General features: G+C 63.0%; 32 protein-coding genes and 1 pseudogene. 14 read left to right on the plus strand and 19 right to left on the minus strand.

Going from position 1 to position 26,430, the window contains the following annotated elements:
• Window positions 1-160 precede the first annotated feature (160 nt).
• The gene (locus ACYP5B_RS00955) at window positions 161-1,414 is read right to left on the minus strand and encodes an Hsp70 family protein (RefSeq protein WP_400099110.1); all 1,254 of its coding nucleotides are present in this window, start codon (window positions 1,412-1,414) and stop codon (window positions 161-163) included.
• Window positions 1,415-1,550: 136 nt separating this feature from the next.
• Window positions 1,551-2,342, minus strand: coding sequence for a histidinol-phosphatase (gene hisN / locus ACYP5B_RS00960; protein ID WP_400099112.1), 792 nt, complete (start codon window positions 2,340-2,342; stop codon window positions 1,551-1,553).
• Between the two features lie 394 nt (window positions 2,343-2,736).
• Between hisN and ACYP5B_RS00965 the strand changes: the two genes are divergently transcribed.
• From ACYP5B_RS00965 to ACYP5B_RS00980, 4 genes are all read left to right on the plus strand, one after another.
• Window positions 2,737-3,375 (plus strand): cytochrome b/b6 domain-containing protein, encoded by a 639-nt coding sequence (locus tag ACYP5B_RS00965; protein WP_459568215.1) that lies wholly within the window; start codon window positions 2,737-2,739, stop codon window positions 3,373-3,375.
• 65 nt (window positions 3,376-3,440) lie between these two features.
• The gene (locus tag ACYP5B_RS00970; protein WP_459568216.1) at window positions 3,441-4,214 is read left to right on the plus strand and encodes a molybdopterin-dependent oxidoreductase; all 774 of its coding nucleotides are present in this window, start codon (window positions 3,441-3,443) and stop codon (window positions 4,212-4,214) included.
• Between the two features lie 61 nt (window positions 4,215-4,275).
• Window positions 4,276-4,548, plus strand: a complete 273-nt coding sequence (locus ACYP5B_RS00975) for a pentapeptide MXKDX repeat protein (RefSeq protein WP_400099118.1) — start codon at window positions 4,276-4,278, stop codon at window positions 4,546-4,548.
• 381 nt (window positions 4,549-4,929) lie between these two features.
• The gene (locus ACYP5B_RS00980) at window positions 4,930-6,432 is read left to right on the plus strand and encodes a tripartite tricarboxylate transporter permease (protein ID WP_400099119.1); all 1,503 of its coding nucleotides are present in this window, start codon (window positions 4,930-4,932) and stop codon (window positions 6,430-6,432) included.
• A 334-nt stretch (window positions 6,433-6,766) separates the two neighbouring features.
• On the opposite strand, the gene ACYP5B_RS00985 is transcribed toward ACYP5B_RS00980, so the two are convergent.
• Both ACYP5B_RS00985 and ACYP5B_RS00990 read right to left on the minus strand, forming a co-directional pair.
• Window positions 6,767-6,988, minus strand: a complete 222-nt coding sequence (locus ACYP5B_RS00985) for a hypothetical protein (RefSeq protein ID WP_043344159.1) — start codon at window positions 6,986-6,988, stop codon at window positions 6,767-6,769.
• 216 nt (window positions 6,989-7,204) lie between these two features.
• Window positions 7,205-7,342 carry a hypothetical protein gene (locus ACYP5B_RS00990; protein ID WP_267605681.1) on the minus strand — a complete coding sequence of 46 codons (138 nt, stop codon included), beginning with the start codon at window positions 7,340-7,342 and terminating at the stop codon, window positions 7,205-7,207.
• Window positions 7,343-7,566: 224 nt separating this feature from the next.
• On the opposite strand from ACYP5B_RS00990, the gene ACYP5B_RS00995 reads away from it, so the two are divergent.
• On the plus strand, window positions 7,567-7,836 hold the full coding sequence (locus ACYP5B_RS00995) for a GTP cyclohydrolase (RefSeq protein WP_318230672.1): 270 nt from the start codon (window positions 7,567-7,569) through the stop codon (window positions 7,834-7,836).
• 110 nt (window positions 7,837-7,946) lie between these two features.
• A complete protein-coding gene (locus tag ACYP5B_RS01000; protein ID WP_318230671.1) occupies window positions 7,947-8,189 on the plus strand; it encodes a hypothetical protein in 243 nt (80 codons plus the stop codon).
• Window positions 8,190-8,216: 27 nt separating this feature from the next.
• Here ACYP5B_RS01000 and ACYP5B_RS01005 read toward each other — a convergent pair whose 3' ends face one another.
• On the minus strand, window positions 8,217-8,417 hold the full coding sequence (locus tag ACYP5B_RS01005) for a hypothetical protein (RefSeq protein WP_267605678.1): 201 nt from the start codon (window positions 8,415-8,417) through the stop codon (window positions 8,217-8,219).
• A 626-nt stretch (window positions 8,418-9,043) separates the two neighbouring features.
• Here ACYP5B_RS01005 and ACYP5B_RS01010 point away from each other — a divergent pair.
• The 3 genes from ACYP5B_RS01010 (at window position 9,044) to ACYP5B_RS01020 (ending at window position 9,868) form a co-directional block, all read left to right on the plus strand.
• The gene (locus ACYP5B_RS01010; RefSeq protein WP_400099141.1) at window positions 9,044-9,238 is read left to right on the plus strand and encodes an isochorismatase; all 195 of its coding nucleotides are present in this window, start codon (window positions 9,044-9,046) and stop codon (window positions 9,236-9,238) included.
• A gap of 74 nt (window positions 9,239-9,312) precedes the next feature.
• On the plus strand, window positions 9,313-9,534 hold the full coding sequence (gene infA / locus ACYP5B_RS01015; RefSeq protein WP_006157957.1) for a translation initiation factor IF-1: 222 nt from the start codon (window positions 9,313-9,315) through the stop codon (window positions 9,532-9,534).
• A gap of 79 nt (window positions 9,535-9,613) precedes the next feature.
• A complete protein-coding gene (locus ACYP5B_RS01020; protein WP_400099121.1) occupies window positions 9,614-9,868 on the plus strand; it encodes a translation initiation factor 1 in 255 nt (84 codons plus the stop codon).
• A gap of 65 nt (window positions 9,869-9,933) precedes the next feature.
• On the opposite strand, the gene ACYP5B_RS01025 is transcribed toward ACYP5B_RS01020, so the two are convergent.
• The 6 genes from ACYP5B_RS01025 to ACYP5B_RS01050 form a co-directional block, all read right to left on the minus strand.
• A complete protein-coding gene (locus ACYP5B_RS01025; protein ID WP_267605676.1) occupies window positions 9,934-10,308 on the minus strand; it encodes a hypothetical protein in 375 nt (124 codons plus the stop codon).
• Between the two features lie 212 nt (window positions 10,309-10,520).
• Window positions 10,521-10,805, minus strand: a complete 285-nt coding sequence (locus ACYP5B_RS01030) for a hypothetical protein (RefSeq protein WP_267605675.1) — start codon at window positions 10,803-10,805, stop codon at window positions 10,521-10,523.
• A 94-nt stretch (window positions 10,806-10,899) separates the two neighbouring features.
• Window positions 10,900-11,223: a hypothetical protein gene (locus ACYP5B_RS01035; protein WP_267605674.1), complete on the minus strand. Its 324-nt coding sequence runs from the start codon at window positions 11,221-11,223 to the stop codon at window positions 10,900-10,902.
• A gap of 192 nt (window positions 11,224-11,415) precedes the next feature.
• Window positions 11,416-11,700, minus strand: a complete 285-nt coding sequence (locus tag ACYP5B_RS01040; protein ID WP_267605673.1) for a hypothetical protein — start codon at window positions 11,698-11,700, stop codon at window positions 11,416-11,418.
• A 61-nt stretch (window positions 11,701-11,761) separates the two neighbouring features.
• Complete coding sequence (locus tag ACYP5B_RS01045; protein ID WP_459568217.1) at window positions 11,762-12,676, minus strand: S1 family peptidase; 915 nt, start codon at window positions 12,674-12,676, stop codon at window positions 11,762-11,764.
• A gap of 96 nt (window positions 12,677-12,772) precedes the next feature.
• A complete protein-coding gene (locus tag ACYP5B_RS01050) occupies window positions 12,773-12,976 on the minus strand; it encodes a cold-shock protein (RefSeq protein WP_006157950.1) in 204 nt (67 codons plus the stop codon).
• 333 nt (window positions 12,977-13,309) lie between these two features.
• Between ACYP5B_RS01050 and ACYP5B_RS01055 the strand changes: the two genes are divergently transcribed.
• Both ACYP5B_RS01055 and ACYP5B_RS01060 read left to right on the plus strand, forming a co-directional pair.
• Window positions 13,310-13,549: a hypothetical protein gene (locus ACYP5B_RS01055; RefSeq protein ID WP_267605672.1), complete on the plus strand. Its 240-nt coding sequence runs from the start codon at window positions 13,310-13,312 to the stop codon at window positions 13,547-13,549.
• A 189-nt stretch (window positions 13,550-13,738) separates the two neighbouring features.
• Window positions 13,739-14,617, plus strand: coding sequence for a lipid A biosynthesis lauroyl acyltransferase (locus tag ACYP5B_RS01060; protein ID WP_400099126.1), 879 nt, complete (start codon window positions 13,739-13,741; stop codon window positions 14,615-14,617).
• A gap of 41 nt (window positions 14,618-14,658) precedes the next feature.
• On the opposite strand, the gene ACYP5B_RS01065 is transcribed toward ACYP5B_RS01060, so the two are convergent.
• Complete coding sequence (locus ACYP5B_RS01065) at window positions 14,659-14,853, minus strand: hypothetical protein (protein ID WP_043419220.1); 195 nt, start codon at window positions 14,851-14,853, stop codon at window positions 14,659-14,661.
• Window positions 14,854-14,944: 91 nt separating this feature from the next.
• On the minus strand, window positions 14,945-15,370 hold the full coding sequence (locus ACYP5B_RS01070) for a hypothetical protein (protein ID WP_459568218.1): 426 nt from the start codon (window positions 15,368-15,370) through the stop codon (window positions 14,945-14,947).
• Between the two features lie 199 nt (window positions 15,371-15,569).
• Here ACYP5B_RS01070 and ligD point away from each other — a divergent pair, with 199 nt between their 5' ends.
• Window positions 15,570-18,161, plus strand: coding sequence for a DNA ligase D (gene ligD, locus ACYP5B_RS01075; protein WP_459568219.1), 2,592 nt, complete (start codon window positions 15,570-15,572; stop codon window positions 18,159-18,161).
• A 138-nt stretch (window positions 18,162-18,299) separates the two neighbouring features.
• Here ligD and ACYP5B_RS01080 read toward each other — a convergent pair whose 3' ends face one another.
• The 3 genes from ACYP5B_RS01080 to ACYP5B_RS01090 are packed head-to-tail and all read right to left on the minus strand — an operon-like array spanning window position 18,300 to window position 21,365.
• Window positions 18,300-19,334 carry an alpha/beta fold hydrolase gene (locus ACYP5B_RS01080; RefSeq protein WP_459568220.1) on the minus strand — a complete coding sequence of 345 codons (1,035 nt, stop codon included), beginning with the start codon at window positions 19,332-19,334 and terminating at the stop codon, window positions 18,300-18,302.
• Between the two features lie 39 nt (window positions 19,335-19,373).
• Entirely contained in the window at window positions 19,374-20,357 is a 984-nt protein-coding gene (locus ACYP5B_RS01085) for a glutathione S-transferase family protein (protein ID WP_459568221.1), read from the minus strand.
• Between the two features lie 36 nt (window positions 20,358-20,393).
• Window positions 20,394-21,365 (minus strand): alpha/beta fold hydrolase, encoded by a 972-nt coding sequence (locus ACYP5B_RS01090; RefSeq protein ID WP_459568222.1) that lies wholly within the window; start codon window positions 21,363-21,365, stop codon window positions 20,394-20,396.
• Between the two features lie 168 nt (window positions 21,366-21,533).
• On the opposite strand from ACYP5B_RS01090, the gene ACYP5B_RS01095 reads away from it, so the two are divergent.
• Window positions 21,534-22,451: a LysR family transcriptional regulator gene (locus tag ACYP5B_RS01095; protein WP_459568223.1), complete on the plus strand. Its 918-nt coding sequence runs from the start codon at window positions 21,534-21,536 to the stop codon at window positions 22,449-22,451.
• A gap of 1,335 nt (window positions 22,452-23,786) precedes the next feature.
• Here ACYP5B_RS01095 and ACYP5B_RS01100 read toward each other — a convergent pair.
• Window positions 23,787-24,299: an HAD domain-containing protein gene (locus tag ACYP5B_RS01100; protein ID WP_459568224.1), complete on the minus strand. Its 513-nt coding sequence runs from the start codon at window positions 24,297-24,299 to the stop codon at window positions 23,787-23,789.
• Window positions 24,300-24,334: 35 nt separating this feature from the next.
• On the opposite strand from ACYP5B_RS01100, the pseudogene ACYP5B_RS01105 reads away from it, so the two are divergent.
• Window positions 24,335-24,784: pseudogene (locus ACYP5B_RS01105) on the plus strand (IS701 family transposase); the annotation flags it as partial.
• Window positions 24,785-24,932: 148 nt separating this feature from the next.
• On the opposite strand, the gene ACYP5B_RS01110 reads toward ACYP5B_RS01105, so the two are convergent.
• Window positions 24,933-25,277 (minus strand): hypothetical protein, encoded by a 345-nt coding sequence (locus ACYP5B_RS01110; protein WP_459568225.1) that lies wholly within the window; start codon window positions 25,275-25,277, stop codon window positions 24,933-24,935.
• Window positions 25,278-25,327: 50 nt separating this feature from the next.
• The gene (locus ACYP5B_RS01115) at window positions 25,328-26,362 is read right to left on the minus strand and encodes a TniQ family protein (protein ID WP_459568226.1); all 1,035 of its coding nucleotides are present in this window, start codon (window positions 26,360-26,362) and stop codon (window positions 25,328-25,330) included.
• Window positions 26,363-26,430 lie beyond the last annotated feature (68 nt).

Raw genomic sequence — 26,430 nt, forward strand, 5'->3', positions numbered from 1 at the left:
GGCCGCTCTTTTTGCCTGACGACGAGGAGTCTTTCGCCCCATCCGGGTCGCCTTCTTTGTCTACTTTCTTAGCGAGACAAGAAAGTAGGTCGCCTCCCCGCAGGGGAGGTGAAACTGCAGTTGACTTTAAGCTTTTGACAACCTACCCCACCCAATCCCCTCACCCAAACTTCCGCCGGGCATCCAGCGCCAGGCCGGAACCGATGCCGCCAAACAGATCGCCCTCGATCCGCTGCGCCCCCGGGATCAGCTCGGACAACCGCTCGCGCAGCAAAGGCACGCTGCTCGAGCCGCCGGTAAACAACACCGTGTCTATTGCATCCGCCTGCACGCCCGCATCGCGCAGCAACGCCTGCACGGTCACCTCGGTCTTGCCAACCAGCTTGCCGATGGACTGGTCAAAGTCAGCGCGGCTGATCGCCATGGTCTCGCCCGGCGCGATGCGCCCGAGGTCGAGCTGCGTCTGCGGCTCGCCCGACAAGGCGATCTTGGCGGCTTCCACCTGGATCGCCAGCCAGTGGCCGGCGCGCTGCTTGATCAGGCTGATCAGCCGGTCCAGTTTTACCTTGTCGGCGGCATCGCGATAGTTGTCCATCACGTGCGACCACGCCTTGCGGGTGTAGACCAGGTTGATGGTGTGCCAGCTCGCCAGGTCGAAGTACTGGCCCGAAGGCATCGCCTTGCCGTTGCGCAGCTCGCTGCCCAGGCCCAGGAACGGCATCACGCTCGCCAGGCTCAGGCTCTTGTCGAAGTCCGTGCCGCCGATGTGCACGCCGCCATTGGCCAGGATGTCGCCACGCCGGTCGACCTTGCCGGCCCGCTCGGGCGACAGGCGCACCAGCGAGAAGTCGGAGGTGCCACCGCCGATGTCGGCCACCAGCACCAGCTCCTCGCGCGAGATCGTGGCTTCGTAGTCGAAGGCCGCGGCGATCGGCTCGTACTGGAACTCGATGTCCTTGAAGCCGGCATCCGCGGCGATCTCGCGCAGCGTCTGCTCGGCGAGCTGGTCGGCCTTGGGGTCTTCGTCGATGAAGAACACCGGGCGGCCCAGCACGACCTTGTCGAAGCTTGCGCCGGCCGCGGTCTCGGCGCGCTGCTTGAGCTCGCCGATGAAGTGCGATAGCAGCTTGCGAAACGGCATGGCCTGGCCCATGACCTCGGTGCTGTCCTCCATCATCGAGGTGCCAAGCAGGCTCTTGAGCGAGCGCATCAACCGGCCCTCATAGCCCGCCAGGTAGTCGCCAAGCGCGGCGCGGCCATAGCTGACCAGCGGATCCTCGGAATGAAAGAAGATCACGGAGGGCAGCGTGAGCTTGCCATCTTCCAGCGGCAACAGCGTGGGTTGTCCCGGCCGGCACCAGCCCACCGTGGAATTGGACGTGCCGAAATCGAGGCCGCAAGCGTTTGACATCATGTTTCTGGTTTCTTCCCTACTGCATGGTTAAGTCCGGGCCGGGATGGCTGGGCTGGCTGGCCTGGCTTTTCCCCGCGCCGGACGTTGCGGCCAGCATGATAGCAAGCCCGGCAGGCGCCCCGAGCCACAGGAGTGCTCAAACAGGCGCATTCAGCAGCGCGAGGATTTGCTGGTGCAGCCGCGGGTCACCACAGGCAACGACTGTGCCACCCTGCTGCGCATCGCCGCCGGTCCAGCTGGTCATGACGCCGCCGGCGCCTTGCACGATGGGAATCAGCGCCTGCACGTCGTATGCCTTCAGGCCAGCCTCGACCACGGCATCTACATGGCCTGCGGCGACCATGCAATAGGCGTAGCAATCACCGCCATAGCGCTGCATGCGAGCGGCGTCCGCCACGCGGCGGAAGGCGGCGAACTGCGCCGCGTCCTCGAACATCTCCGGCGTGGTGCACATCAGCTTGGCCTGCGCCAGGTCGGCGCACGGCCGCGTGCGCAGGGGCTGGCCGTTGAGCCATGCCTGGCTGCCATCGCCGCTGAACCGCTCGCGCGTGAACGGCTGGTCCATGATGCCGATCACCGGACGCTGGCCGTCATTGAGCGCGATCAGCGTGCCCCAGAGCGGCAGCCCCGTAATAAAGGCACGGGTGCCGTCGATGGGGTCGAGCACCCAGGTCAGCGGCGAGCTGCCGGCCACGCGGTCTTCTTCCTCGCCCAGGATGCCGTGCTCCGGGTATTTCGCCAGGATCAGGTCGCGCATGGCGCGCTCGGCGGCCTTGTCGGCCGCGGTGACCGGGTCGAAGCGCCGGCCGCCCTTGTCCTCTACCGCCGGGGCGCTGCGAAAGTACGGCAGGCTGGCGTTGCCGGCCGCCTGCGCCAGGCCTGCGGCGAAGTCCATGTATTCGGTGAGCTGCTCGGCGGTCAGTGGCATGCGGAGATCCTGGGGTCCGTGGATGGTGTCGGGGCGATGGCGGTTTGCGGTTCCGGGCGGGCCGGGCTGCAGGCTCCTGCGCGGTGGAACAGCGCTGGCCGCGCAGCCCGCCAGCATTGTAGCGGGCCGTGGGAAGCGGGTATCGATTGCCTTTGGCGTCTCGCGGGCGGAGTGCTAATGTCAAGGGTGCGGGTAGCCGTCCATGCGTCGCCCAACAGTCCGTACCTTCTTACGCCGAGCTCGCCGAGTGACGCCGGGGATACCCGTTGCCGACGTGCCCGCGTGCCACAAAAAATTTCCGTCCCGCGTGTAAGTTCGTGCCACCACCGTCGACAAAGGCACATAAACCGTTGCAGCCGCACCTGCGGGCGCCACGGGACATTGGAGAACGACGGTGGACACAGCCTCCCAGCTATCGCGGCCCGCGCACGGCCGCCGCGGACATTCGTCCGCCACCATCCAGCCTGCGTGGGTGCGCATCACCCATTGGATTAACGCCATCGCCGTCATCATCATGGTGATGAGCGGCTGGCGCATCTATAACGCGTCGCCGCTGTTCGGGCTGCATTTCCCCAAGGCAATCACGCTCGGCGGATGGCTGGGTGGCGCGCTGCAGTGGCACTTCGCCGCCATGTGGCTGCTGGTCGCCAATGGGCTGTTCTACCTGTTGATGAACGCCATCACCGGACGGTTCCGCCGCCGCTTCCTGCCGCTGTCGGTGCCCGCCGCGCTGCGCGATATCGCCGCGGCGCTGCGCGGCCGGCTGGCGCACCCGGACCTGGCCGAATACAACGCGGCCCAGAAAGCCATGTATCTGGGCGTGGTGGTGGTCATCGTGCTCACGGTGGTGTCCGGCCTGGCGATCTGGAAGTCGGTGCAGTTCCCGCTGCTGCGCGACCTGATGGGCGGCTACGACGCGGCGCGCTGGGTCCATTTCGTGTGCATGAGCGCCATCGTGCTGTTCACCGTCGTGCATGTGGCCATGGTGGCGCTGGTACCGCGCACCTTGCTGATCATGCTGCGCGGCCGCTGAACGCCTGCCCGCCCCGAATCCAGAGAAGCCAGAGAGGCCAGGAACCCGCCTCGCGGAGAATCGCCATGAACAAACGCAAATCCATCGTCACGCTCGACCGTCGCCTGATCCTGCGCGATGCCGTGCGCGAACTCGATATGCCCTCGCGCCGCCTGTTCGCCAAGCGCGTCGTCACGCTGGGCGGGCTGTCGATGCTGACGGGCTGCAGCCTGACCGACGATGCCTCGGTGGAACGCTTCCTTACCGCGGTATCGCGCTTCAACGATCGCGTGCAAGGCTGGCTGTTCGACCCCAGCCGGCTCGCGCCTACCTATGACGAATCCCGCATGACAAGGCCGTTCCCGTTCAATGCCTTCTACGGCGAAGACGAGGTGCCCGAGGTCGACGCCAAGGATTTCCGCCTGGAAGTGGGCGGCCTGGTGGCACGCAAGGCATCCTGGACGCTCGACGAGCTCTACGCGCTGCCGCAGACCTCGCAGGTCACGCGCCATATCTGCGTGGAAGGCTGGAGCGCCATCGGCAAGTGGGGCGGCACGCCCTTCTCCGAGTTCCTGCATCGCGTGGGTGCCGACACCAGCGCGAAGTATGTGGGCTTTCGCTGCGCCGACGACTACTTCACCAGCATCGACATGCCCACCGCGCTGCACCCGCAGACGCTGCTGACCTTTACCTACGACGGGGAAACGCTGCCGCCCAAGTACGGCTTTCCCATGAAGCTGCGCATGCCGACCAAGCTTGGCTACAAGAACCCCAAGCACATCATGGCGCTGTACGTCACCAACACGTATCCCGGCGGTTACTGGGAAGACCAGGGATACAACTGGTTCGGCGGATCCTGATCCGCTTGAAATTGGCCGGCATGGTGCCGGCTTGCACACTGACCACCCCAAGGAGATCTTCATGAACAAACTTTTCGCAGCCACACTGCTCTCGACCACGATGCTGTTCGCCGGTCATGCCTTTGCCCAGGACGCCATGAAGAAGGATGCCATGAGCAATGACAGCAGCATGGCCAAGGACACCATGAGCAAGGACTCGATGAGCAAGGACAAGATGAGCAAGAGCCACGACAAGATGGGCAAGGACAAAATGGGCAAGGACAGCATGAGCAAGGACGCCATGAGCAAGGACACGATGGGCAAGGACGCCATGGGCAAGGATACGAAGCAGTGAGCATTGCGCCCGTTCGCCTGCCAGGCTAGCGGCAGGCCATGTGAAAACGCCCCGGTTTTCGCCGGGGCGTTGGCTTTTCAGGCGCGAGGAACCTCCGGCGTCACTCAAACGTATCGGGACATACCCGCAGCTGCCGTCGCTGAAAGGCGGATGAAAGCACCCGCGCCTACTGTGCTGGGTAAGCCATTGGGGTGCGCCTAAGCGCGCGCGCCTGCTGTCGATGACGATCTGTGGCGGAAACCAGCGTGGCATCGCGCCGCGCCAGCTTCCTCCGATTCGCGCGCAATTCCGTAAAAAATACCGCGCGTAGCCTGGTCCGCCGTACCTGCCTTCCGGCAGTTGCGCGGCCCGGGTTTCACTGCAGGCGAGGGAGACAGCCTCATGGAACTATTCGAACACTTGGCCCTTGGGTTCTCCACGGCGCTGACACTGCAGAACGTTGGATACTGCTTTCTCGGCTGCGTGCTGGGAACGCTGATCGGCGTGCTGCCCGGCATCGGGCCGCTGGCGACCATCGCCATGCTGCTGCCGGTGACCTACACGCTGCCGCCGGTGGCCGCGCTGATCATGCTGGCCGGCATTTACTATGGCGCCCAGTACGGTGGCTCCACCACCGCCATCCTGGTCAACCTGCCGGGTGAATCGTCGTCGGTGGTGACCACCATCGATGGCTACCAGATGGCGCGGCGAGGGCGAGCGGGGGTGGCGCTGGCCACCGCCGGCCTGGGCTCCTTCTTTGCCGGCTGCGTGGCAACCCTGATCCTGGCCGCGTTTGCCACGCCGCTGTCGGAACTGGCATTCAAGTTTGGGCCCGCCGAATATTTCTCGCTGATGTGCCTGGGCCTGATCGGCGCCGTGGTGCTGGCTTCGGGCTCGCTGCCCAAGGCGGTTGCCATGATCGTGCTGGGCCTGCTGCTGGGCCTGGTCGGCACCGACGTGAACTCGGGCGCCGCGCGCTTCTCCTTCGATGTGCCGGAACTGACCGACGGCGTCGACTTCGTCGCACTGGCCATGGGCATGTTCGGCTTTGCCGAGATCATCGCCAACCTCGAGCAAAAGGAAAACCGCGAGACCTTCACCGATCACGTTACCAACCTGTGGCCCTCCAAGGCTGACTTCAAGCGCATGGCGCCAGCGGTGCTGCGCGGTACCGCGCTCGGCTCCATCCTCGGTATCCTGCCCGGCGGCGGTGCGGCGCTCGCGTCCTTCGCGGCCTACTCGCTGGAGAAGAAGACCTCCAAGTACTCGCATGAATTCGGCAAGGGCGCCATCGAGGGCGTGGCAGGCCCGGAATCGGCCAACAACGCCGCGGCGCAGACCTCCTTCATCCCGCTGCTGACGCTGGGCATTCCGCCCAATGCCGTGATGGCGCTGATGGTGGGCGCGATGACCATCCACAACATCCAGCCGGGCCCGCAGGTCATGACCAGCAACCCCGCGCTGTTCTGGGGCCTGATCGCCTCGATGTGGATCGGCAACCTGATGCTGATCATCCTGAACCTGCCGCTGATCGGGATCTGGGTCAAGCTGCTGCAGGTGCCCTACCGCTTCCTGTACCCGGCCATCCTGGTGTTCTGCTGCATCGGCGTGTTCTCGGTCAACAACCAGACCTTCGACGTCTTTACCGCGGCTGGCTTCGGTGTGATCGGCTACCTGTTCATCAAGCTCAAGTGCGAGCCGGCGCCGCTGCTGCTGGGCTTTGTGCTGGGGCCAATGATGGAAGAGAACTTCCGCCGCGCGCTCTTGCTGTCGCGGGGGACGTTCACCGTATTCCTGACCCGTCCGCTGTCGCTCGGCCTGCTGATTGCTGCGGCGCTGCTGGTCTGCATCGTTGCCCTGCCGTCGATCAAAGCCAAGCGCGAGGAAGCGTTCCAGGAGGAATGACACTGGCATGGCAACGCCGCCGCAGGCGAGCGCCTCATCGGTAACAGCGTTAGGGAATGGGCCGGCATCAGCCTACACTGGGAGAGTGCCGGTCCGGCACGGACGGACATCGATGGGGGTATTGAATGCATTACAGTCCCAGGCAGCCTGGTCAGCAAAAAGCGCCGACCACACCCTGGAAGACACACTTCCAGCAACCCGGCGAGAAACGCCATACCTCCCAGCCCGGCCAGTTCGACCCGCGAGCCGAGCAGCCCGCCGACAAGAAATAGCGTGACAAAGCCCGTGCCGCAATGGCCACGGGTTTTTTACATTATGGCGGGTGGTTTGCTTGCTAGGCCACGCTGCGCGCCTCCGCGCGGTCGTGGCCGGCCCAGGTCAGGCGCCACCCGGAGGTTGCGGTCTTGGCGACCAGGCCCGAATCCTGAAGCAGAAGTAAATGGTGGCTGAGCTTGGATGCATCGGCATTGCCCAGCGCCTTGGCGAGCTGGAGATCCGTCATCATCGCCTGGCTGTCGGCGCGCAGTGCCGTCAGCACGCGGTCCGCGAAGGACATGTCACGCCTCATCTTGCACTCCCGGTGTCTCGAACGCCCCGGCGGCAGCTTGTCACTGCCACCGCATCGGGTGAACGTCAAGGGCTGAACGGGCGCGCGCCGGTAGCGGCGGCACCCCGGGCTTCTTGCTGCAAAGCAAGATGGCACGGTCCAGCCTGACGTTCCGTCTCAGTTGCGCTTCAGTTGCGCATCAGTTGCGCTTTATTCGTGTCTTGATTACTTCTTCTTGCCTGCAGTGCCATCATTGCCGACGCGCGACTGGACCGCACCAAACGGTGCTGCAGGCGCAACCGGCTTCTTGGGTTGCTTGGGCTTCTTGGTTTCGCGATTGCCGCGTAATTGACCTTTGGCCATGGTGTGTCTCCACAAGTGGGTTACTGCATTGCGTGCCAGGCGGCAGATCCAGCATACCCGCTTACTCCCGCGTTCAGGGAAATATCGCGCGCGAGGCGCCTGCGCCTTGCCGAAGCGGAAAAACGCCATCGGCCGCCGGGTTATAGCCACCTGCCCTTGCGCCGCCAAGTAAATCGGACGCCACCAGGCAAACAGCGTATGCTCGATGAAGAAAGGAGATCAACATGTCTCAAAATCATGCGATCTACAAGGGGTTCAAGGTTTCGGCCAATGTACGCCGCTCGTTCGACGAAAGCCCCAATGCCGAACTCGCACGGGCGAGCTTTCTCGCCACCGTGACCATCACGCAGGTCAGCGGCGACAGCGGCTCGCTCAGGCTGGTGCCACCCTTGCTCGAGCATGTCGCGCACACGCCGCACGATGCCATCGACCTGGCCGTGTCCTATGCCCGGACCGTCATCGACGACATGTCCACCTTCGTCAAGCGCAAGTAGTCCCGCCCCCTCGATTCGCCCGGAATTGCAGTCCATCGCGCGGCCGCCCTGACCGGCCTGGCCGCAGCCACGCCCAGCAAGACTTCCCCACGAAAAAACAGGAGACGACCATGGACCGACAAATCAAGAACAAGGCAGAACTGCGCGCAATGATTCGCGCCGAGCAGCAGAAGTTCGCGGAATGCAGCGGCGCCTGTTTTGGCGACATTTGCTGGCATGCGCCGGACGCAGGCGGCTGCAACTGGAATCTGTCCACCATGGAAGGCGGCGACAGCGCGGCCTGCATCGAGAAGATCCGACCGTTCACGGTCTCGATGCAGGCGCAGTACAACATTCCCGACGAGGGCAAGTAAGGCGGACAGGCGCCCGGTGCCACTTGGCTAGTGCCCCAGGCGCTCGATCCGGGCCTTGGCGTTCTCCAGGGCATCCTTCATGGCCAGCTCGCGCGAGCTGAACGCGTTGCCCTGGTTTTCAAAACGGCCGTGCGTATCCAGTGTATAGACCCAGTTCCATTGGCCGAAGGTGCGCTGCGTCAGCTCGAAGTTGACGTAGTGGCCCTGATAGAAAAAACTCTCCGGCATCGATCACCTCGCTCAGTTGCGGCCTGCCCGGCATCGGGCACCGGCCTTTCGCGGGATACGACAGGTAGCGCCGCGCCACACCTGCGCCACGAGGGGCGCCTATGCGCAACGCTATGTCTATCGTACGCCCAAATCCGCGGGCGAGCGCCGATTGACGGAAAATGGTATCATTGGCAGTCTTGGCCGTTCGCCGACTTCCTTCTCGTCGGCCCAAACGTGCCGGCTGCCAGACATCATCAAAAAATATCAACGGCGGCCTGTCGGGCGTACACCCGATTCGTTCAGGGCGACAACCGCCCATCACCCTCCCGACCCGGCGGCATGTCCGCTCCGCAACCTGTGCGCATGTACCTGGCGCATCAGCCTGCGCAAGCACGGTCCACTCATCACCAGCTACCTTTCTCGCGCAAACGCGCGGGACCTGACGTTGCTGGGCAACTCAAACACGGCGACCGATCGCCAGAAGAGAGCACGCGGCGCACCACGAGATGCGCTCAACGTTGCCTCAGATCGTCCGCCCGCATAAGGGCAACACCTTGAATCAAAGCATCATTCGCACCAATAGCACCAATAGCACCGCTCGCACCAATAGCACCGCTCGCACCACTCGCGTCAATCCGTACACCGTGTCGGTGTACCCAATACAACAAGAGCCAGGCGTGTGGTTTGCGACCTACCTGATCGCCGAATACAAGAACGGCTCCGAATGCATCGTCGCCAACGTCTCGATGCGCCATGCCACGCATGGCACCGAAGCCCTGGCTAAACAGGCCGCCCGACGCGCGGCCGAGAGCGTCGCTGCCGATATGCGCCTGCAATAAGCCGGCCACACGAAAAGCAACCCGCATGCGTCTCAACCTACTGTGCAGCAGGTCTTGCTGCAAAAGGATCATCCTTGGCTAAAGAAGAACTAGTGGAATTTGGTGGACAAGTATCGGAAGTACTGCCGGACAACCGTTTTCGCGTCATCCTGGAAAATGGTTTCCAGGTGTGGGCCTATTCGTCAGGCCGCCTGAAGAAGAACCGCATTCGTATCCTGGCCGGCGATCGCGTCACGCTGGAAATGTCGCCCTACGACCTGACCAAGGGCCGGATCAACTACCGCCACAAGTATTGATACTGGCTGGGCGATACGCTGCCGCGACGTCAAGCTGTTGACCCGCGGCCCCTCCCACCCTCTAACGAAAGGAAGAATCATGTCGATCAGCGAAGAATGGGAAGAGATGCACCTGACGCCAGGCGGCTGGGTAGGCGGAAGCTATCGCCACGTGCCGGGACCGGAAGTCACGGTGGAGCGCCCCGCGGATGAAGTGCTTACCGTGCGCAGGCATGTAACCGCAACCTATTGCGGCCCGTCGCGCGCCACGGAAGACAGGACGCCGCAAACCGAAGACATGGCATTGATCGAATCGCTGCTGGCCCGCTTCGGCAGCCCGGCATTCGGCGTCTAGTCCGGACCAGCACTACCCTCCCGGGCGCTCTGCGCGCCCGTGCCAGCGCCAGGAAAAGCGCTGGCTCAGCCAGGAAACCGCATGCGCGGCATGCTGGCGCCAACGCGAGAGCCAACCGGGCGCAACTCGCCCTCGAAAGGCTGCGCCCCCAGGTCCAGCACGTAGTCCCCTTCGCCGGCCTTGTCATAGAGATTGTCACGAATCGCCTGCCCGATCGCGAGCCGGCACAACGCCTCGAAGCTGTCGACCATTTCGCCCGTCAAGGCCGCCTCCTTGGCCTGAACCCCGAATGAACGCCTGCCGTCACCGACGAAACTGGTGAAGCGCACGCCCGTCGGATGGCTGGAGTCGAGAAAGCTGACGGCTACGTGGTAGGCGATGCCCTTGCCTTGCCCCGGTAGCGTGCAGAGGAAGTTGGATGGTGTGGCAACCTTGTTCATGACGTATGCGCTCGCGGGCCGGCGCAACTGCGCACGGCAGGTTTTGACAGGTAGACCGGCAGGGCGGGCATTGCACGGCGCGGTCCCGTTTCCTCTTGCTTCCCGTTGCCTGGCAACTGCCAGGCCGGCCCTACGATACCAGCCGGCACCGCAAGCATAACGGCAAGCGCGGGCAACGCCACGCTCCTGCGCCAGATTCTGCCGGCGCAGCGTTACAGCGTAGCCACAGATTCCCCGGGAATCAGCCCGTTAATGATATCTTCACCGAACTTCACCGCCCCCCGGCGCGCCGTGCCGATATTCTCCCACGGTGTGCTTTCCAGGCGGAACACGCGAGTGCGCTCGCTGCCGGGCCGATGGCCCTCACGGCAGATCACCACGGATGCATTGAAGCTGCGATCCGGCTTGGTCCTCGGCCAGGATTGCGCGGGCTGGATCTTGTACACCAGCGGATAAAGGTCGAATCCCTTGTAGCTGGCGGAAGGCGTTGTGTTCATGTAGTGCTCCAGGCGGCTGGTGCCGCAGCTAGCCTTGTGCCGGTTCGCTTGCAATGGCCAATGCCGAGGCCCAATGCGCCAGCACGCGGGCAAGCTAGGGAGCCATCAGGCGATCGACGACGATCACGATCGCGTTCCCTGGATTGTCCTGCTTGCAATGGACGCCAAGGCGTGCGCGCAGATACCGGTCAAGGCTGCGTTGTAGTTGATATAAGGCGCTTTGGTCCGCGTTGCTTAACTGCTCCGCGACGTCCTGCGCCATCTCGATTTCAAGCGTCCTGGCTGACCAGGTAAGGCTCCTGGCATCAGGGATCTGCCAGTTCGCGGTCACCACGCGTTGCCCTGTCGGCCAGATCCTGACATCCTGCCCGGTAATCTCGTCAAGGACCGGCTTCACGAAGGCAACGAGATCTAGCATGACGCCGCACCGGCGAACGACCGGCGCGCCGTCGGTCCGATGGACGAGCAGGACATCCCGGGGATCTCGTCAACTGGCGACGATGTAGCGGTGGCTGGCAGCTTGGCCAAGCCATGGACAGGCGAGGACATGACAGGCGCGCCTGCGTCATCCTCGTGCAACGACGGACATTGCCGCATATCGCTTCAGGCGTCAGAGCGATACGACAGATTGCCCGGGAATCGCGCCGTTGATAATGTCCTCGGCATAACGAACGACACCACGGCGCGCAGCGCCGACATTGTCCCACGGCACGGTATCGAGGCGGAACGTACGGGCCTGCTCGCCCTCGGGCTCGCCACCTTCGCGGCAGATCACAACGGCGGCATCGAAGGTCCGGTCCGGCCTGCGTTCCGGCCAGTTGCGCACTACCGCATGCTTGTAGACGAGAGGGTATAAGTCGAACCCTTTGTAGCTGGCAATCGGATTGACGTCCATGATGCACTCCACAGTTCCACTGAGTCCCACTCTACTCCTATTGGGAGCAGCCCCATGACCTTTATTTTGGCCGAGCGGGCGGGACTGGCGCGGGAGGAGCCGTAGCCGCAGCAGCAGCTGAAGGCGTGGCCGCAGCATTGCCAACGGCGGCGGTGGCAGCGGCGGCACTGGTGGCACTGGCACTGGCGGTGGCACTGGCACTGGTAGCGCCAGGCGCGGTCCGCGCGGGCTTTGCCGCCGCGGGATCGGTCAGGGTCAGCAGCATGTCCGCATACCAGGCCGAGTTCAGCCCAAGCACTTCGTCCTCTGCCAGGTCGCGCGAGCCGACGTCGAAGCGGGCGGAGTGAATGCCGAGCAGCATCCACGGCAGGTCCAGCTTGTCGCCCCGGCCATCGCGCATGCGCGAGACCACGAGCGCACCGCTGGTGCCGCGATGGGTCCTGGCATCGGTCAGGAAAAACCCCTGGCCCTGGAAACGCAATCCGTAGGAGGAAGCGATCACGGCCTGGCGCGCAACCGGCAAATGATGGAGCGCGTCATGAAAACCCAGCGGAAATCCAACGATCAACAGGGAGTCGCCCACCTCGACGCGGTCGGAAGGCTGCGCCAGATGCTCCGGCGTGAATGCCCGATAGAGCAGTGTGGGCGGCAACGCCTTGCGCTCGAGTTCCACCACAGCGACATCGACCGGGCCACCACCGTCCTCGCCTTCACGCCAGACCGCAAGCCCGTCACGGTATAGCGGAATCGAAAAGCCGATCGAGTCGGCCATGTTTTCCGGCTGGCTGTGCAGTTCGATCTCGATACGGTCCGGGTGGTGCTTGCTTGGCTCGTCGAACACCACATGGCGACTGGTTACCACGAAGAGGCGGCCGTCGCGCTCGAAAAAAAATCCGCTCGCATTGGTCAGCGGCTGCTGGCCCTCGAACGACGAGACCCGGACGGCGGCAAGAAGGATGGATTCGACCATAGGCATGATGTTTTGGCGCTTGCACACCTCGATGATTCCCGGTCGGTAAAAAAAAAGCCCCGCTAAGCGGGGCTTTCTTCTAGGCGATTCGAATCGGCTCGATTAGATCGGCTCGATCTTGGTCGCTGCGGGGCCCTTTTGGCCAACGCCTGCGACGTAACGCACTTTCTGGCCTTCTTGCAGCGACTTGAAACCGCCGCCTTGAATTTCCGAGAAATGCGCGAACAGGTCGTTGCCGCCTGCGTCAGGGGTGATGAAGCCGAAGCCCTTGGAGTCGTTGAACCACTTGACGGTACCGGTTTCCATGCTGGATATCCTTTAAACCTTAAAAGTTCTGGATGAGCCTGATGCTCACCAGGCATGACGATCAAGGAAGGAACATGGAGCAAACGAATCGCCGCTTGGAGGGGACGATCCATAACATCTGAGTAACCGCTTGAAAGATCCTGCATCAACATTTATACAGGGCTGGGACAGGCATGTCAACTTGCCGAAGAGAAAAGTGCCCCATCGGTTGCAGGCACGGCCTTTTTCCCGCCTCGGGCGCCCCCGCGTGCGTGAACAGACACAAGCCGGCGGCGGCGGTTTATAGCAGCATGAACGTGCTACAGTCACCCACCTTCCGCCGCCGGATTCCGCATGTCGCCTTGCCCAGCCTGCCTCGCCATCGACACCAACCGTGGTGGCTCGCCAGGCCATGCGTTGCTCAGGATCACCGACACGCAGCGCATCAAGGTGCCACGCCGCCCCGCGATGACGGTCAGTACCTTTGTATGCCAGGCCTGCGGCACCGGCTGGATCTACCGCGACGGGAAGAACGTCGATGCGCAGGGCTGGCAACTAGCGCCGCAGCAGGCGCCGGTCCCGGACCTTCAATGATGCAGCCACGCGCCCGCATCGACGCGGCGCCATAGCGCCACACCAACAAGGCGGGCCCGACAGGCCCCGCAAGCCCACCAGCTGGCAATCACCACCACTGCCGCGTCATTCACGCGAGACAGCGCCGCACGCCCGCGCCACCTGGCAAAGGCGGCGCATCGCGCCGCGCGGCAACCCTTCAGGAACAGGATGATCCAGCGTATTGGACTATTTTTCACCGTCAGCCTGCTGCGTTTGCTCGCCGCCTTACCCTATAGCGTGTGCGCCCGTGTCGGCATGGGCCTGGGCGCCCTGCTCTATCGCATTCCAAGCCGGCGCCGCAGCGTCGTGCAGACCAACCTGCGGCTTTGCTTTCCCGACAAGAGCGAAGCGCATCGCCACGCCCTTGGCCAGGCGCATTTCAGCCACGTGGTCCGAAGCTACCTGGAACGCGGCGTGCAATGGTATGGCGACGCCGGCAAGCTGAATGACCTGGTTGAACTGGACTCTGCCATCGAACTGGGCAATGCCGAGGCCGGCCCGACCATCTTCCTGGGATTCCATTTCGTGGCGATCGAGGCCGGCTGCATGTTCTACTCGATCAAGCATCCGGTGGCCTCGCTCTACACGAAGATGTCGAACCCGTTGCTGGAACAGCTCGCCAAGCAGCAGCGCGGCAGGTTCGGCACGGAGATGATCCCGCGCAATGGCAGCGTGCGCCGGGCCTTGCGCGCGCTCAAGTCGGGCATGCCGCTGATGCTCGCGGCGGACATGGATTTTGGCTTGCGCGATTCGGTATTCGTGCCGTTTTTCAACGTCCCCGCTTGCACGCTCACTTCGGTGTCGCGCCTGGCCGCGCTCAGCGGCGCACGCGTCGTGCCCTTCACGACCTCTGTCCTGCCTGGCTACCGCGGCTACAAGCTGAAGATATTCGATGCGCTGACGGGCTACCCCTCCGGCGACGAGAAAGTCGACGCGCTGCGCATGAACGAGTTCCTGGAACAGCAGGTCCGCACCATGCCGGAGCAATACTACTGGGTGCATCGCCGCTTCAAGCGCCGCCCCGAGGGCGAGGCGCCTGTCTACTGAATACCTGGGGCGGCACGAGCGCGCCGCCGCCCGCGCCCCCTTCAGTCTTCGTAACCGTCCAGGCCCACACGATAGAGCGTGGCCCCCACCTTCTCCAGCAGCGCACGCGCTGCGTCGGAAAACGGCTCGCTGGCAAGCAGCGCGGCCAGGCCCGCCACGGCATCGTCCACCGATAGCTCCACCGTGTCGTCGTTGGCGATGCGCTCGAAGGTGCTGATCACTACTGTCGGATCCATCCAGATTCCCCTGCAAAAGTCGAACTCTGCCGCCCGGGCCTGATGCCCAGGCTGGCAAGCTGCGCGCATGGTAGCACCATGGCGCGGCCTGTCAGCGCTTTGGGGGCAAGGCGCGCAACCGGCGATTCACTTCCAGCAGCGTGTCGCAATCGTCGCTTCGGTCGCCGGTGCGCTCGCGGATATAGGCGGTGATGGCCTGCAGCGGCCGCTTGCGTTCTTTGCATGTCGCCAGCGAAGGGTGAGCACAAGGCACTCCCACCTCCTTGACCAGGCTATCGCGCACGATGGCGAGCAGATCCCCGCACCGCGCCGCATCGACCGCAGATGCAGCCTCCGCCTCCTCGGCAAAGGCATGATCTGCCGGCAAGCCAAACGTGACGGCTGCGAACACGACAAGATGAAGGCAAAAACGTCTCCCGGGCGCGAGCCTTTGGTCCACGGCGGAACTAGCGAGAACAGTGGCGATAGCACTGCATTTTTTACAAAACGCGGCCCGCATGGGTCGGAGAAAGTGCAAGATGGAGTGTTCTTGTTCGGTAACGACAGGCAGGGATCTGGCGGCGGCAACCGCCAGCGCGTGAGTGACACCGGCAAAGCGGCCTTGCCCTGTCCCTCATGCAGGATTCATTCCCTTAGCCGCCACCCTGCCGGTTCGCCGGGCACGATTTCTGCCACCCATTGCGCACAGCGCGGCCATTCGCGCCAAGGTGCCCAAGATGCCGGATCCGCTGGAAAAGTACCATCAGAAGCGCGACTTTGCCGTCACCGCGGAGCCCCAGGGCGCACGGGGCGGGCGTGCAGGCAAACTGTCGTTCGTCGTGCAAAAGCACGCCGCCCGGCGCCTGCACTATGACTTCCGCCTGGAACTCGACGGCACCCTGAAAAGCTGGGCGGTGCCCAAGGGCCCAAGCCTGGACCCGTCCGACAAACGCATGGCCATCGAGGTAGAGGATCACCCGCTCGACTACGGATCCTTCGAGGGCGTGATTCCACCAGGGCAGTACGGCGCCGGTACGGTCATCGTGTGGGACCGGGGCACCTGGGCACCACTCGGCGACCCGCATGCCGGCTATCGGGACGGCAAGCTCAAGTTCGTCCTGGACGGCGAAAAGCTCCACGGGCAATGGACGCTGGTGCGCATGCATGGCAGGCAGGACCAGGATGCGAACAAGCCAGCGTGGCTGCTGATCAAGGAGCGCGATGACGAGGCGCGCGCCGCCTCGTCGTTCGACATCGTCGAAGCGTTGCCCGACAGTGTGCTTTCCGGCAAGCGCAAACCGGACGCAAAGCCGGCCGCCAAGGCAACGCGGAAATCCGCGCGCAAAGCTGGCGTCGAAGCACCCGACAGCATGCCTCCCGCCGCCAAGGCCGCCGACCTGCCGCTGATGCTGGCGCCGCAACTGGCAACCCTGGCCGACAAGGCGCCGGCGGACGATGGCGGATGGCTGTACGAGGTCAAGTTCGACGGCTACCGCCTGCTCGCGCGCATCGACGGCGAGGAGGTCCGCCTGTTTACGCGCAGCGGCCACGACTGGACGGCCAGGCTGCGCGGGCTGGCCAAGGCTGTCGGCGCACTTGGCCTGCGCACCGGCTGGCTCGATGGCGAGATCGTGATGACCGACGAACAAGGCAGGACAGATTTCCAGGCATTGCAGAATGCATTTGAAAGCGCGAAGGTGGATGCGGTCCGGTACTTCCTGTTCGACCTGCCGTACTGCAACGGCTTCGACCTGCGCAAGGTGCCACTGTCGGCGCGCCGGGACATACTGCGGCGCGTGCTGACGGACAAGCCATCCGATTCCCTGCACTTTAGCGAGAGCTTCGAAGGCAGCGGCTCCGAGCTCCTGCCGGCCGCATGCAAGCTCGGGCTTGAAGGCGTCATCGGCAAGCGCGCCGATGCGCCCTACGTGTCCACGCGCGCGCACTCCTGGATCAAGCTGAAATGCACGCAGCGCCAGGAATTCGTGGTGGTTGGCTACACCGATCCGGCGGGATCCCGCCAGGGCATCGGCGCGTTGCTGCTCGGCGTGCATGATGAGAGCGGGCAGCTGCGCTATGCCGGCAAGGTCGGGACAGGATTCGACACCGACACGCTATCGATCCTGCAGCGCAAGCTCGATGCCCTGCGGCAAGAGGCCTCGCCGCTGCAGGCAGGCGTCGAGGGCAAGCCGGCGGGCCAGACGCAATCGCACTGGGTGAAGCCCAAGCTCGTGGCCGAGGTTTCGTTCGGCGGCTGGACGCAGGAAGGACGCGTGCGCCATGCGGTATTCCACGGCCTGCGCACGGACAAGGCGCCCACGGCGATCTCGGTGGAGCGCGCGGTTCAGCTAGAGCCGCAGGGCAAGGCTGCAGCGGGCGCCGCCACGACGGCCAAAGCCGTCAAGGACACCAAAGCCAAAGAAGCAAAATCGAAACCAAGGACAACCGCCGCATCGGGCGTACGCATCAGCCATGCCGAACGCGTCATCGATGACTCGACCGGACTGACCAAGGGCGACCTGGTTGCATACTACGAGGCCATCGCCGCGCTGCTGCTGCCGCATTTGCGCGGACGGCCCGTGGCGCTGGTACGCGGGCCCAGCGGCATCGGCGGCGATCTGTTCTTCCAGAAACACGCAGACGCCCTGCGCATGCCCGGCATCAATACGCTCGATCCGGCGCTCTGGCCTGAGCATCCCCTTTTGCTCGAGATCGCCACGCAAGCGGGCATCGTCGCGGCGGCCCAGTTCAACGTAGTCGAGTTCCATACCTGGAATGCCAACAAGCGCAGGCTTGCCAAACCGGACCGGGTGGTGTTCGACCTCGACCCCGGCGAAGGCGTGCCATGGGATCACGTGCGCGAAGGCGCCGCGATGATGAAGGCCGTGCTCGACGAACTGGACCTGCGCAGCTTCCTGAAAACCAGCGGCGGCAAGGGCTTGCATGTGGTGGTGCCGATCTCGCCGCGTCACGACTGGGAGGTCGTCAAGGCATTCGCCAAACAGCTGGTGACGCATATGGCCAAGACCGTTCCCACACGCTTCGTGGCCAAGAGCGGGCCGCGCAACCGCGTCGGCAAGACGTATATCGACTATCTGCGCAATGGCTTCGGCGCCACCACGGTGGCCGCGTTCTCTGCGCGGGCGCGGCCCGGGCTGGGGGTTTCCGTACCGTTGGCGTGGGCGGAACTGGACGCCATCACATCCGGCGCCCAGTGGACCGTCACCAGCCTCCACGAACGGATCGGCAAGCAGACGGCGGATCCCTGGGCGGACTACGCCACCACCCGGCAAACGCTCACGGAGCCGATCAAGGTGTTGATGCCCTGAGCGCCACGTTAGCCACGTTAGCCACGTCAAACAGGGGAGGCAACCTGTCCCGCTTCCTCAGGCAAGGCCCGATCGCGTTTGGCCTGGTGAATGGCGATACTGCTTGTGACGCCCGCCAGCGCCCGCACGGTGCGCGCGTCACCGGCTCGCGGGCAATGCGGCCAGCCCGTCCAGCAGCGCCTTGTGGAACGCCTTTGGATCCTGCATCTGCGGCGCGTGGCCCAGCTCCGCAAACTCCACCAGCCTGGCGTTGGGCAGCGCCTTCAAGGTACGCTGTGCCAGCACCGGATAGTTGCCGACCTTCGCGCGGATCTCCGGCGGTGCCGCGTCCTTGGCGATGGCCGTAGTGTCCTTGTCGCCGATCAGCAGCAAGGTCGGCGTCTTGAGCGCGTCCAACTCATACACGACCGGTTGCGTGAAGATCATGTCGTAGATCAGCGCGGAGTTCCAGGCCACCTGCTGCTTGCCCGGGCCGCGGTTCATGCCCGCCAGCATCTGCACCCAGGGCTCGTACTCGGGGCGCCACGTGCCGACATAGTAGGTGGCCTGTTCGTAGCTGCGGATCTTGTCGGCGTTGGTGGCGAGCTCACGGGCATACCATTGTTCGAACGACAAGGACGGCACGCCCAACGCCTTCCAGTCCTCCAGGCCGATCGGGTTGACGAGCGCGAGCTGCGCGGTTTGCTGCGGGTACATCAACGCATAGCGCATCGCCAGCATGCCGCCCGTCGAATGCCCGATCACCGTGGCCTCATTGACGCCGATCGATGCCAGCAACGCGTGCGTGTTGCGCGCCAGTTGCTGGAAGCTGTACTGGTAGCGCACCGGCTTGCTGGATTTGCAAAAGCCGATCTGGTCCGGCGCAATGACGCGATACCCGGCCGTGCTTAGCACCTTGATCGTGTCCGCCCAGGTCGCCGCGCAGAAGTTCTTTCCATGCAGCAAGACCGCGGTGCGGCCGTTGGCGCGCTCCGGCTTGATATCCATGTAAGCCATGTGCATGGCTTCGCCCTGCGAGGTGAACGCGAACTGCTGGACCGGCGCCGGATAGTCGAAGCCTTGCAGCTCGGGGCCATACGCGGGGCCATCGTCAGCGGCAGCCAGCGCGACGGGCGCTGTGGCAACCGTTGCCACTGTGAGCAAGGCAAGCAGGAATTGGTGATGAAACTTCATGACAGTGGTCTCGGCTAGCAAAGAAAAAAGAAGGCGGCCTCACGCCGCCAGCCGCGCGCGCTCGGGCGGCGCGGCAAAGTCTAGCACCGGCCCCGCCGGCACCACGCCGCTCGGATTGATCGAGCGGTGGCTTTCATAGTAGTGCCGCTTGATGTGGTCGATATTGACCGTCGCCGCGATCCCCGGCAACTGGTAGATGTCGCGCGTAAAACCCGACAGGTTCGGATAATCGGCGATGCGCCGCAGGTTGCACTTGAAGTGCCCCACATAGACCGCGTCAAAGCGCACCAGCGTCGTGAACAGGCGGATGTCGGCCTCGGTGAGCTGGTCGCCCAGCAGGAAGCGGCGCGTGGCGAGCCGCGCCTCCAGCCAGTCGAGCGTATCGAACAACGGCGTCAGCGCCTCTTCATACGCGCCCTGCGTGGTGGCAAAGCCCGCTTTGTAGACACCGTTGTTGAGCGTGTCGTACACCCGCGCGTTGACCTCGTCGATTTCCGCGCGCAGCGCGGCCGGATAGTAGTCGCCCGCCTTGGCGCCGATCCCGTCGAAGGCGGTATTGAACATGCGGATGATCTCCGACGACTCGTTGCTGACGATGGTTCCCCGCCGCTTGTCCCACAGCACGGGCACGGTGACGCGCCCGGTGTAGTCGGGATCGGCTGCGGTGTAGACCTGGTGCAGGAGCCGCGCGCCGTTGACCGTGTCCGGCACCACGCCCGGGCCTTCGGCGAAAGTCCAGCCCTCGCCAAGCATCAGCCAGTGCACCGTGGAGACGCTGATCATCCCCTCCAGCCCCTTGAGCGTGCGCATGATCAGCGTGCGGTGCGCCCAGGGGCACGCCAGGCTCACGTACAGGTGATAGCGCCCGGCCTCGGCCTTGAAGCCACCGGCGCTGCTCGGGCCAGCGGCGCCATCGGGCGTCACCCAGTTGCGAAAGGCGGCGTCCTTGCGAACGAAGCGGCCGCCGGTGGATGCCGTGTCGTACCAGCGGTCTTGCCATTTGCCGTTGACGAGCAGTCCCATGTCGATACTCCTTTTGATGCGGTGAGGTACGCGTTTTTAGTCGGCGCCAACAGGTTGCGACGGCGCGTTGATGAAATGCACGATAGCCGCAATGGTCTGCCCCGGCGGTTCTTCCATCAGCCAGTGCCCCGAGCCCTTGACGATCACGCCTTGCACATTGGTGGCGACGAGGCGCGCCTGGTCGATCAGGAAATTGCCGGAGGCCTTCTCGCCCGCCAGCACCAGCATGGGCATCGGCAGCGGGTGCTTTGCCAGTGCCGCGAAGTCTTCGGCATCCTGCGGGAACGCACGGAAGAACTCGAATCCCGCACGCATCCGGCCCGGCCTGGCGTAGTTGGCTGCATAAAGCTGGCGGGCGGCTTGCGGCACCGAATGCCTGGGGTCGGCGGCGAAGTCGTTCCAGAAGTGCTCAAAGTAGGTACGCTCGCGGCCCCGCACCAGCTTTTCGGGCGTGTCGCCGTAGAAGTTGAAGTGCCACTTGTCGCGCAGCAGCCAGACCTTTTGCCAGTCGCCCACGCCGGGCAGGAACGCGTCCATCAGCGTGACGCTTTCCACTTCGTCCGGGTATTGCGCGGCGTAGGCGTAGGCCACCATCAGGCCGATATCGTGGCCGACGATATTGATCTTGCGGTAGCCGAGTGCCTGGACCAGGGCGTGAATGTCCTGCGCCATCGTCTTCTTGTCGTAGCCCGACTGCGTAATCGCCGACCCGCCCGCGCCGCGCAGGTCCGGCGCGATGACGACGCGCTGGTCGCCAAGCCGCGCCATCAGCGGCAGCCACATATGGCTGGATTCCGCGTAGCCGTGCAACAGCACGACCGGCGTGCCGCTGCCGCGCCCGGACTGCAGATAGTGCAGGTCGATGCCGTTGGCGTTGATCGTGTGCTGCTGGACTGCTGCGGCGCCGACAGGTTCTGCGGCATGGGCGAGCGGCGCGAGCGCGCCGACCAAGCCAAACATGAGCAATGCGGCGCCGGCGTACCGTGCCATTCGGTGGATGAGGGCCATGACTTTTCTCCGGTGACTGTGCCATGGCAGGACGAACGCTCCTGGGGCCGACGGCGCGGGCAAACAAAGGGGTTTCGGGAATCGGGTGAAGCACTGTGACGAATATTGCGCCGGCACACGTGTTTTGCCGTACGATTTTCCCGATGAACTCGTTCGACGGAGTTGAACATGTTGTCAGAAGACGAACTGGCCTTGCTGGAAGCCATCCGTGACAGCGGCAGCCTCTCGCGCGCGGCGGCGCGGCTTGGCAAGGCGCCATCGACGGTCTCCCACGCCGCCCGGCAACTGGAAGGCCGCTTTGACGCCCTGCTGTTCGACCGCCGCCGCTACCGCCTGCAACTCACACCTGCAGGCCATCTGCTGGCCGACGAGGCCGCGCGGCTGATGCAGGACGTAGCGCGCATGACCCAGCGCGTGCGGCAGGTTGCGAGCGGCTGGGAAGACCGCCTGTGGATCGTCACGGACGAAGTACTGGAGTTCGAATTGCTGATGCCGGTGATCCGCAGCTTCGACGCGCTCAAATCCGGCGTGGCGCTGCGCCTGACCCACGAAGTCCTCAGCGGCACCTGGGAAGCGCTGCGCGACGGCCGCGCCGATGTGATCGTCGGCGCGACCAACGAGCCGCCCGCCATTCCCGGCCTGCGCTGGTTCGAGCTCGGCGTGGTGGAATGGGTCTTCGCCGTGGCGCCGCGCCACCCGCTTGCCAGCGTGGCCGAGCCGCTCACGCGCCAGCGCATCTCATCGCACCGGGGCGTGGCGGTGGCCGATTCGTCGCGCGGGACCGCCGGGCGGGCCTACGGGCTGGTCGGCGGGCAAGCGTCGCTGGCAGTGCCGTCCATGCGGGCCAAGATCCTGGCGCAGCGCGAGGGGCTGGGCGTGGGCTGGCTGCCCCGGCACCGTGTGGCCTCGCTGCTCAAGCGGGGAGAACTGGTGGAGAAGCGCACGGCCGATCCGCGCGAGCCCAATACGCTGTATGTGGCGTGGCGCGGCGACCATGAGGGCCGCGCGCTGGAATGGTGGCTGGACCAGTTTCGCCAGCCGCGGCTGGCAAAGCGCCTGGTGCAGGGCATGGATCTGTTTGCGTGATCCCGTGGCCTGGCATGGCGTGGCGTGGCGGGTGCTGGAGCGGCCATCTCTCCGCGTTGGCAGGAGCGCCGCCAGAAGGCCACGGGCCATTTCATACTGGTGCTCATGTGCGCAATGCCGATCAGCGCTTGCATGCAGGCTGCTATCGTCTGGCTACGCAAGCTGCTGCGGGAGACCGCCGCGCAGATGTCGCCAATGTTGCAGCCGGCAGTGAAGGCAACGAAGTCGGTCGGGCGCGGACGAGGAAAGCCACGCCCCGCGTCGAAGTCCATGTCGGGGTGAGGGACGTAGAAAGGCCGTGCAGCATCGCCCTTGATTGACTCCCCTGGTCTTGCCCCCCCTCGTTTCAACTTCTATTCCACAAAACACCAACCGTCAGGCAAAAAAAACCCCTTAACAAGTAAGGGGCTCTTTTCAACTTCTGGTGCAGAAGCAACTGTTTCGCCGGAATAGAGCTTGCAACATAAAGTCTCATGTAATCAATGAGATAGCATTTCTAAATGCTGCATGAAAAGATTGGAACAATGCCACTGAGAACTGTGAGAATCGCATTGCGCCCTGAATAAACCTTGGAACAGGCATTTATGACTCCCTTACATCACTTTCATCAGGGTAAATATGATGCAAGATGCACATTTATGCGACTTGTGCACGCCCCACGACTATCATCCGTTTTGAACGCTGCCTCTCTAGGCAGGCGACCTATGGTGTTGATTTGGAAGGAGGTTGATGACGACTCGTGATCCAAGGGGACGGCCCATGTGTATCGGCGGGCACCTGGCGGAGCTCGGCCAACGCCCAATTCTATAGGATAGAACGCATCCATATATCCTATTGAGGTCCCTGCGCATCGTCGCGGGCACTTCCCGGGACCAAATTCGTACCGCTCTTGAATATTGGCTTCTCCAAGAGCAATTTGAGTAGATGTGGATTTATGCGCGGTGGCGCATCAAGGTCGAGCTTTAGTTGATGCCAGTCTTCATCCGAGAAGATGAATCGCGTTTGTTCTTGCTCCATAACTGATAGTCCAAGGATGGTGACTTAGTCAGGATAAACCATCTACAGCACTGCTCCGGCGAGGCGAGATCAACAAGCAGGGTACACGCATCGAGCGTCACCGGCGAGGTAACAACTCATCACTCCTCCCTGCCTGTAGTGGGAACTGTGTTGCGCAAGCGCAAGGCGCCCCCCTATTGATCTAGTTCTCGCCCCAACGGGCTCACTCACGCGCCACTGCCCTAAGTCAGTGTGTTCGACGATGGGAAAGTTCGAGGCCCGCTCTCATGCGTATAGATCAAAAGACGCGTCCCCTGTAGCGCTGATTTGAGGCGCCCCCTACTCGCCTGCTAACTCACGAAGCACGATCCGTAGCTCTTCTTGTGCATCCAGACTGGACAATCCCAACTCTTCGTCCGTTTTGACAAGCCGATTTCGAAGCCTCTCGTCCCAACCATCGGCGTCATCGTCTACGGCTATCCAGTTTGCTGCCCGAGGCCCCCCTCGCACGATATACCTTGCAATCTGTTCATACCGAGACAACGCGTTAAACCAACTTTCGTCCACACGATGGGACGCCTCGCTGTGGCGACGCATTGCCGAGTGCCATGTCGCGCCGATCACCCGAGCGCGTAGTTCAGGAGACAAGTAATCGCGGGCACGGCTGAAACCCAGCACGCGAACCCAGGATGTCGAGAGCACGATGCGCACGTCTGGATATGGCCTCAAAATTCCTTCGAGTACCGGTGCCCACATGAAAAGTTCGCCGTCCGCGTGCAACTCTGGACGTCCATTTACCAAGTAAGCTGCATCTGGATGCAGTACGCCATCGTAGTCAAGAAACAGGATCATATCGCCATGCCATCTAAAAATGAGGATCGTCGGCGGAAGGCACGCGAGCCATGCCGAGTTCGCGATTTGCCGCAGTTCGCATTCGAGCGTCGCATCGCGATTACCGGCGAGCCACGCTGCGTGACGAAGAAAGGCTGCTGATTGAATGGCCGGAAGGCGAGTCCGAACCGATCAAATACTGGTTGTCCATGCTACCTGAAAGCGCACAGCTCGACCATCTGGTCCACGTTGCGAAGACGCGCTGGCGTATCAAGCGCGATTACCAGGACCTCAAGCAGGAGTTTGGTCTGGGCCACTATGAAGGACGAGGTTGGTGCGGCTTTCACCACCACGCATCCCTATGCATTGCCGCTTATGGATTTCTCGTCGCCCAGCGCCCGATCCAGGGCGGCAGTCAAAAAAGCGGCTCAATCCACAGCCAGTCTGCCTTACCCGCGGAATACGTGCCGCGCGGCTCCCCAGCGTGCACAGTGACATGTGCCTAATTCCACCACCAGTTTGCGCTGGCGCATTACTGCCCACGTCGCCCAACAACTTCATCGATGCCCGTTTTACGCTGGAAGCGTAGAACTGTACCGATAGGATTCGCGCATCGCATGCTATTGCGATCGCCGGGGATGTTCCCCTGAATTCTCACAATTCCTGATCCCGGAAAACCGCAAGCGCTCGAATAACATGTGCCAGACGCCTCGCACCAGCTTGCGTACCGTCCCAAACTTCACTGATCGCCTCCATAAGCACAATGGAACTCCCTGGATCAGGCCGCGCTTCCGAAGTATCCTTGTCTAGTTTGTAGGCAAATAGAAGCATCCCCGCGCGGGACACCGTTTTCCCCTTTCCGGCAAGAAGCCTGGAAATTTGTGACTGATCAACACCTGTTGCCCTAGAAAGCTGCAGTTGAGTGATATCGCCGCGATGCACGTCATCGGACAGCGCACTCAGCGTTCTGATGTAGGTATCCTCGTCTATTTGGTCCATTTCGAGTTTTGGAAATGCTGAAGAGCGTCTGCATGGCGAAAGCTTGCGCGCTACCAATACCCGCGTTTTCGGCGCACGCCTTCCCAGGCGGTAACCCCGCGCTCAAGCCTTTCCGGTTCAAGGCATAGCTTCTCGTGCAGGGTGGACCAGCCGCCGAACAAAATATCCACGAGAACTAGCAGCTCAGCGAAGCAGTTTAGCGTGCTGGCCATGGCTCCAGCCCCCCAAAAGTACCATGCCGGAAGTCTGCGCTCAGGACCCGCATGTTCCGCCCCTCCGTTTAGCTCATAGCGAGCAAGAAAATCAACACCATAGCGACACCTGATCTCCTCGTCTAGATCTACAGCAGTTCCTCCCAACGCTGCGATCTCTTTCTCTATCACACTTGTAAGCAATCGAGGGTTCGTACCTGCCGTTGCGCTCAAGCTATCTGCGCCAAGTTTAGCGAGGCGAAAATGTGCCTCCGTGGCCGTTGACACTAAGCTCCACTCGGAGCGGCACGTCGGACACGAAGCCGCGAGCGGGTCCACGACCAAAGATTGGACATGAATAGGTGCTCTACACTTGCCGCACTTCTCCACTAGTAAGCAGCCATGCTTGTGGCATGCGACTACCCCTTTCAGTTGGTGACTCCGATGAATGTAGGAGAACCCGAGCGTTTCTTGGTCCTCGCGTATACATTCTGGGCAAATCCTCAGTGAGTCGTGTCTCACCCTAATCGATCGTAGACCTAAGATAATCCCGTGTTGCCCAGGACGGTACTGTCGACCTCCATCAAAATCACACTCACTCACCATATTTGGGACGACAAGCCTGCGCATCGCCGGCAAAAAGGTGTGCTGCAATGCAAATCTATCGACCTCAGTGAACCTTAGCACGTCGGCGAGTGAAGCAAACTTTCCCCACAGTTCATCATCGGTCCGTGTGTTCGGATGACACGACAGTTGCTGGAAAGTGTCTTTCAGGCAATGGCCTCCGACTAGATGATGGAAGCGAAATACCCATCCGTTGATCCACTCGTCAGGCCCGATCTCCGGAACCGCACTTGGAACGATACGGCTGCGTGGTGGGTAATCGGCATGCATGCGCTGGCTCCTTATCGGCTCCCAACCTGATCCAAGTCCTCGAGCGGAAGTCGCCGGAAACCTGAACT

The organism is Cupriavidus sp. 8B (genome assembly GCF_054589115.1).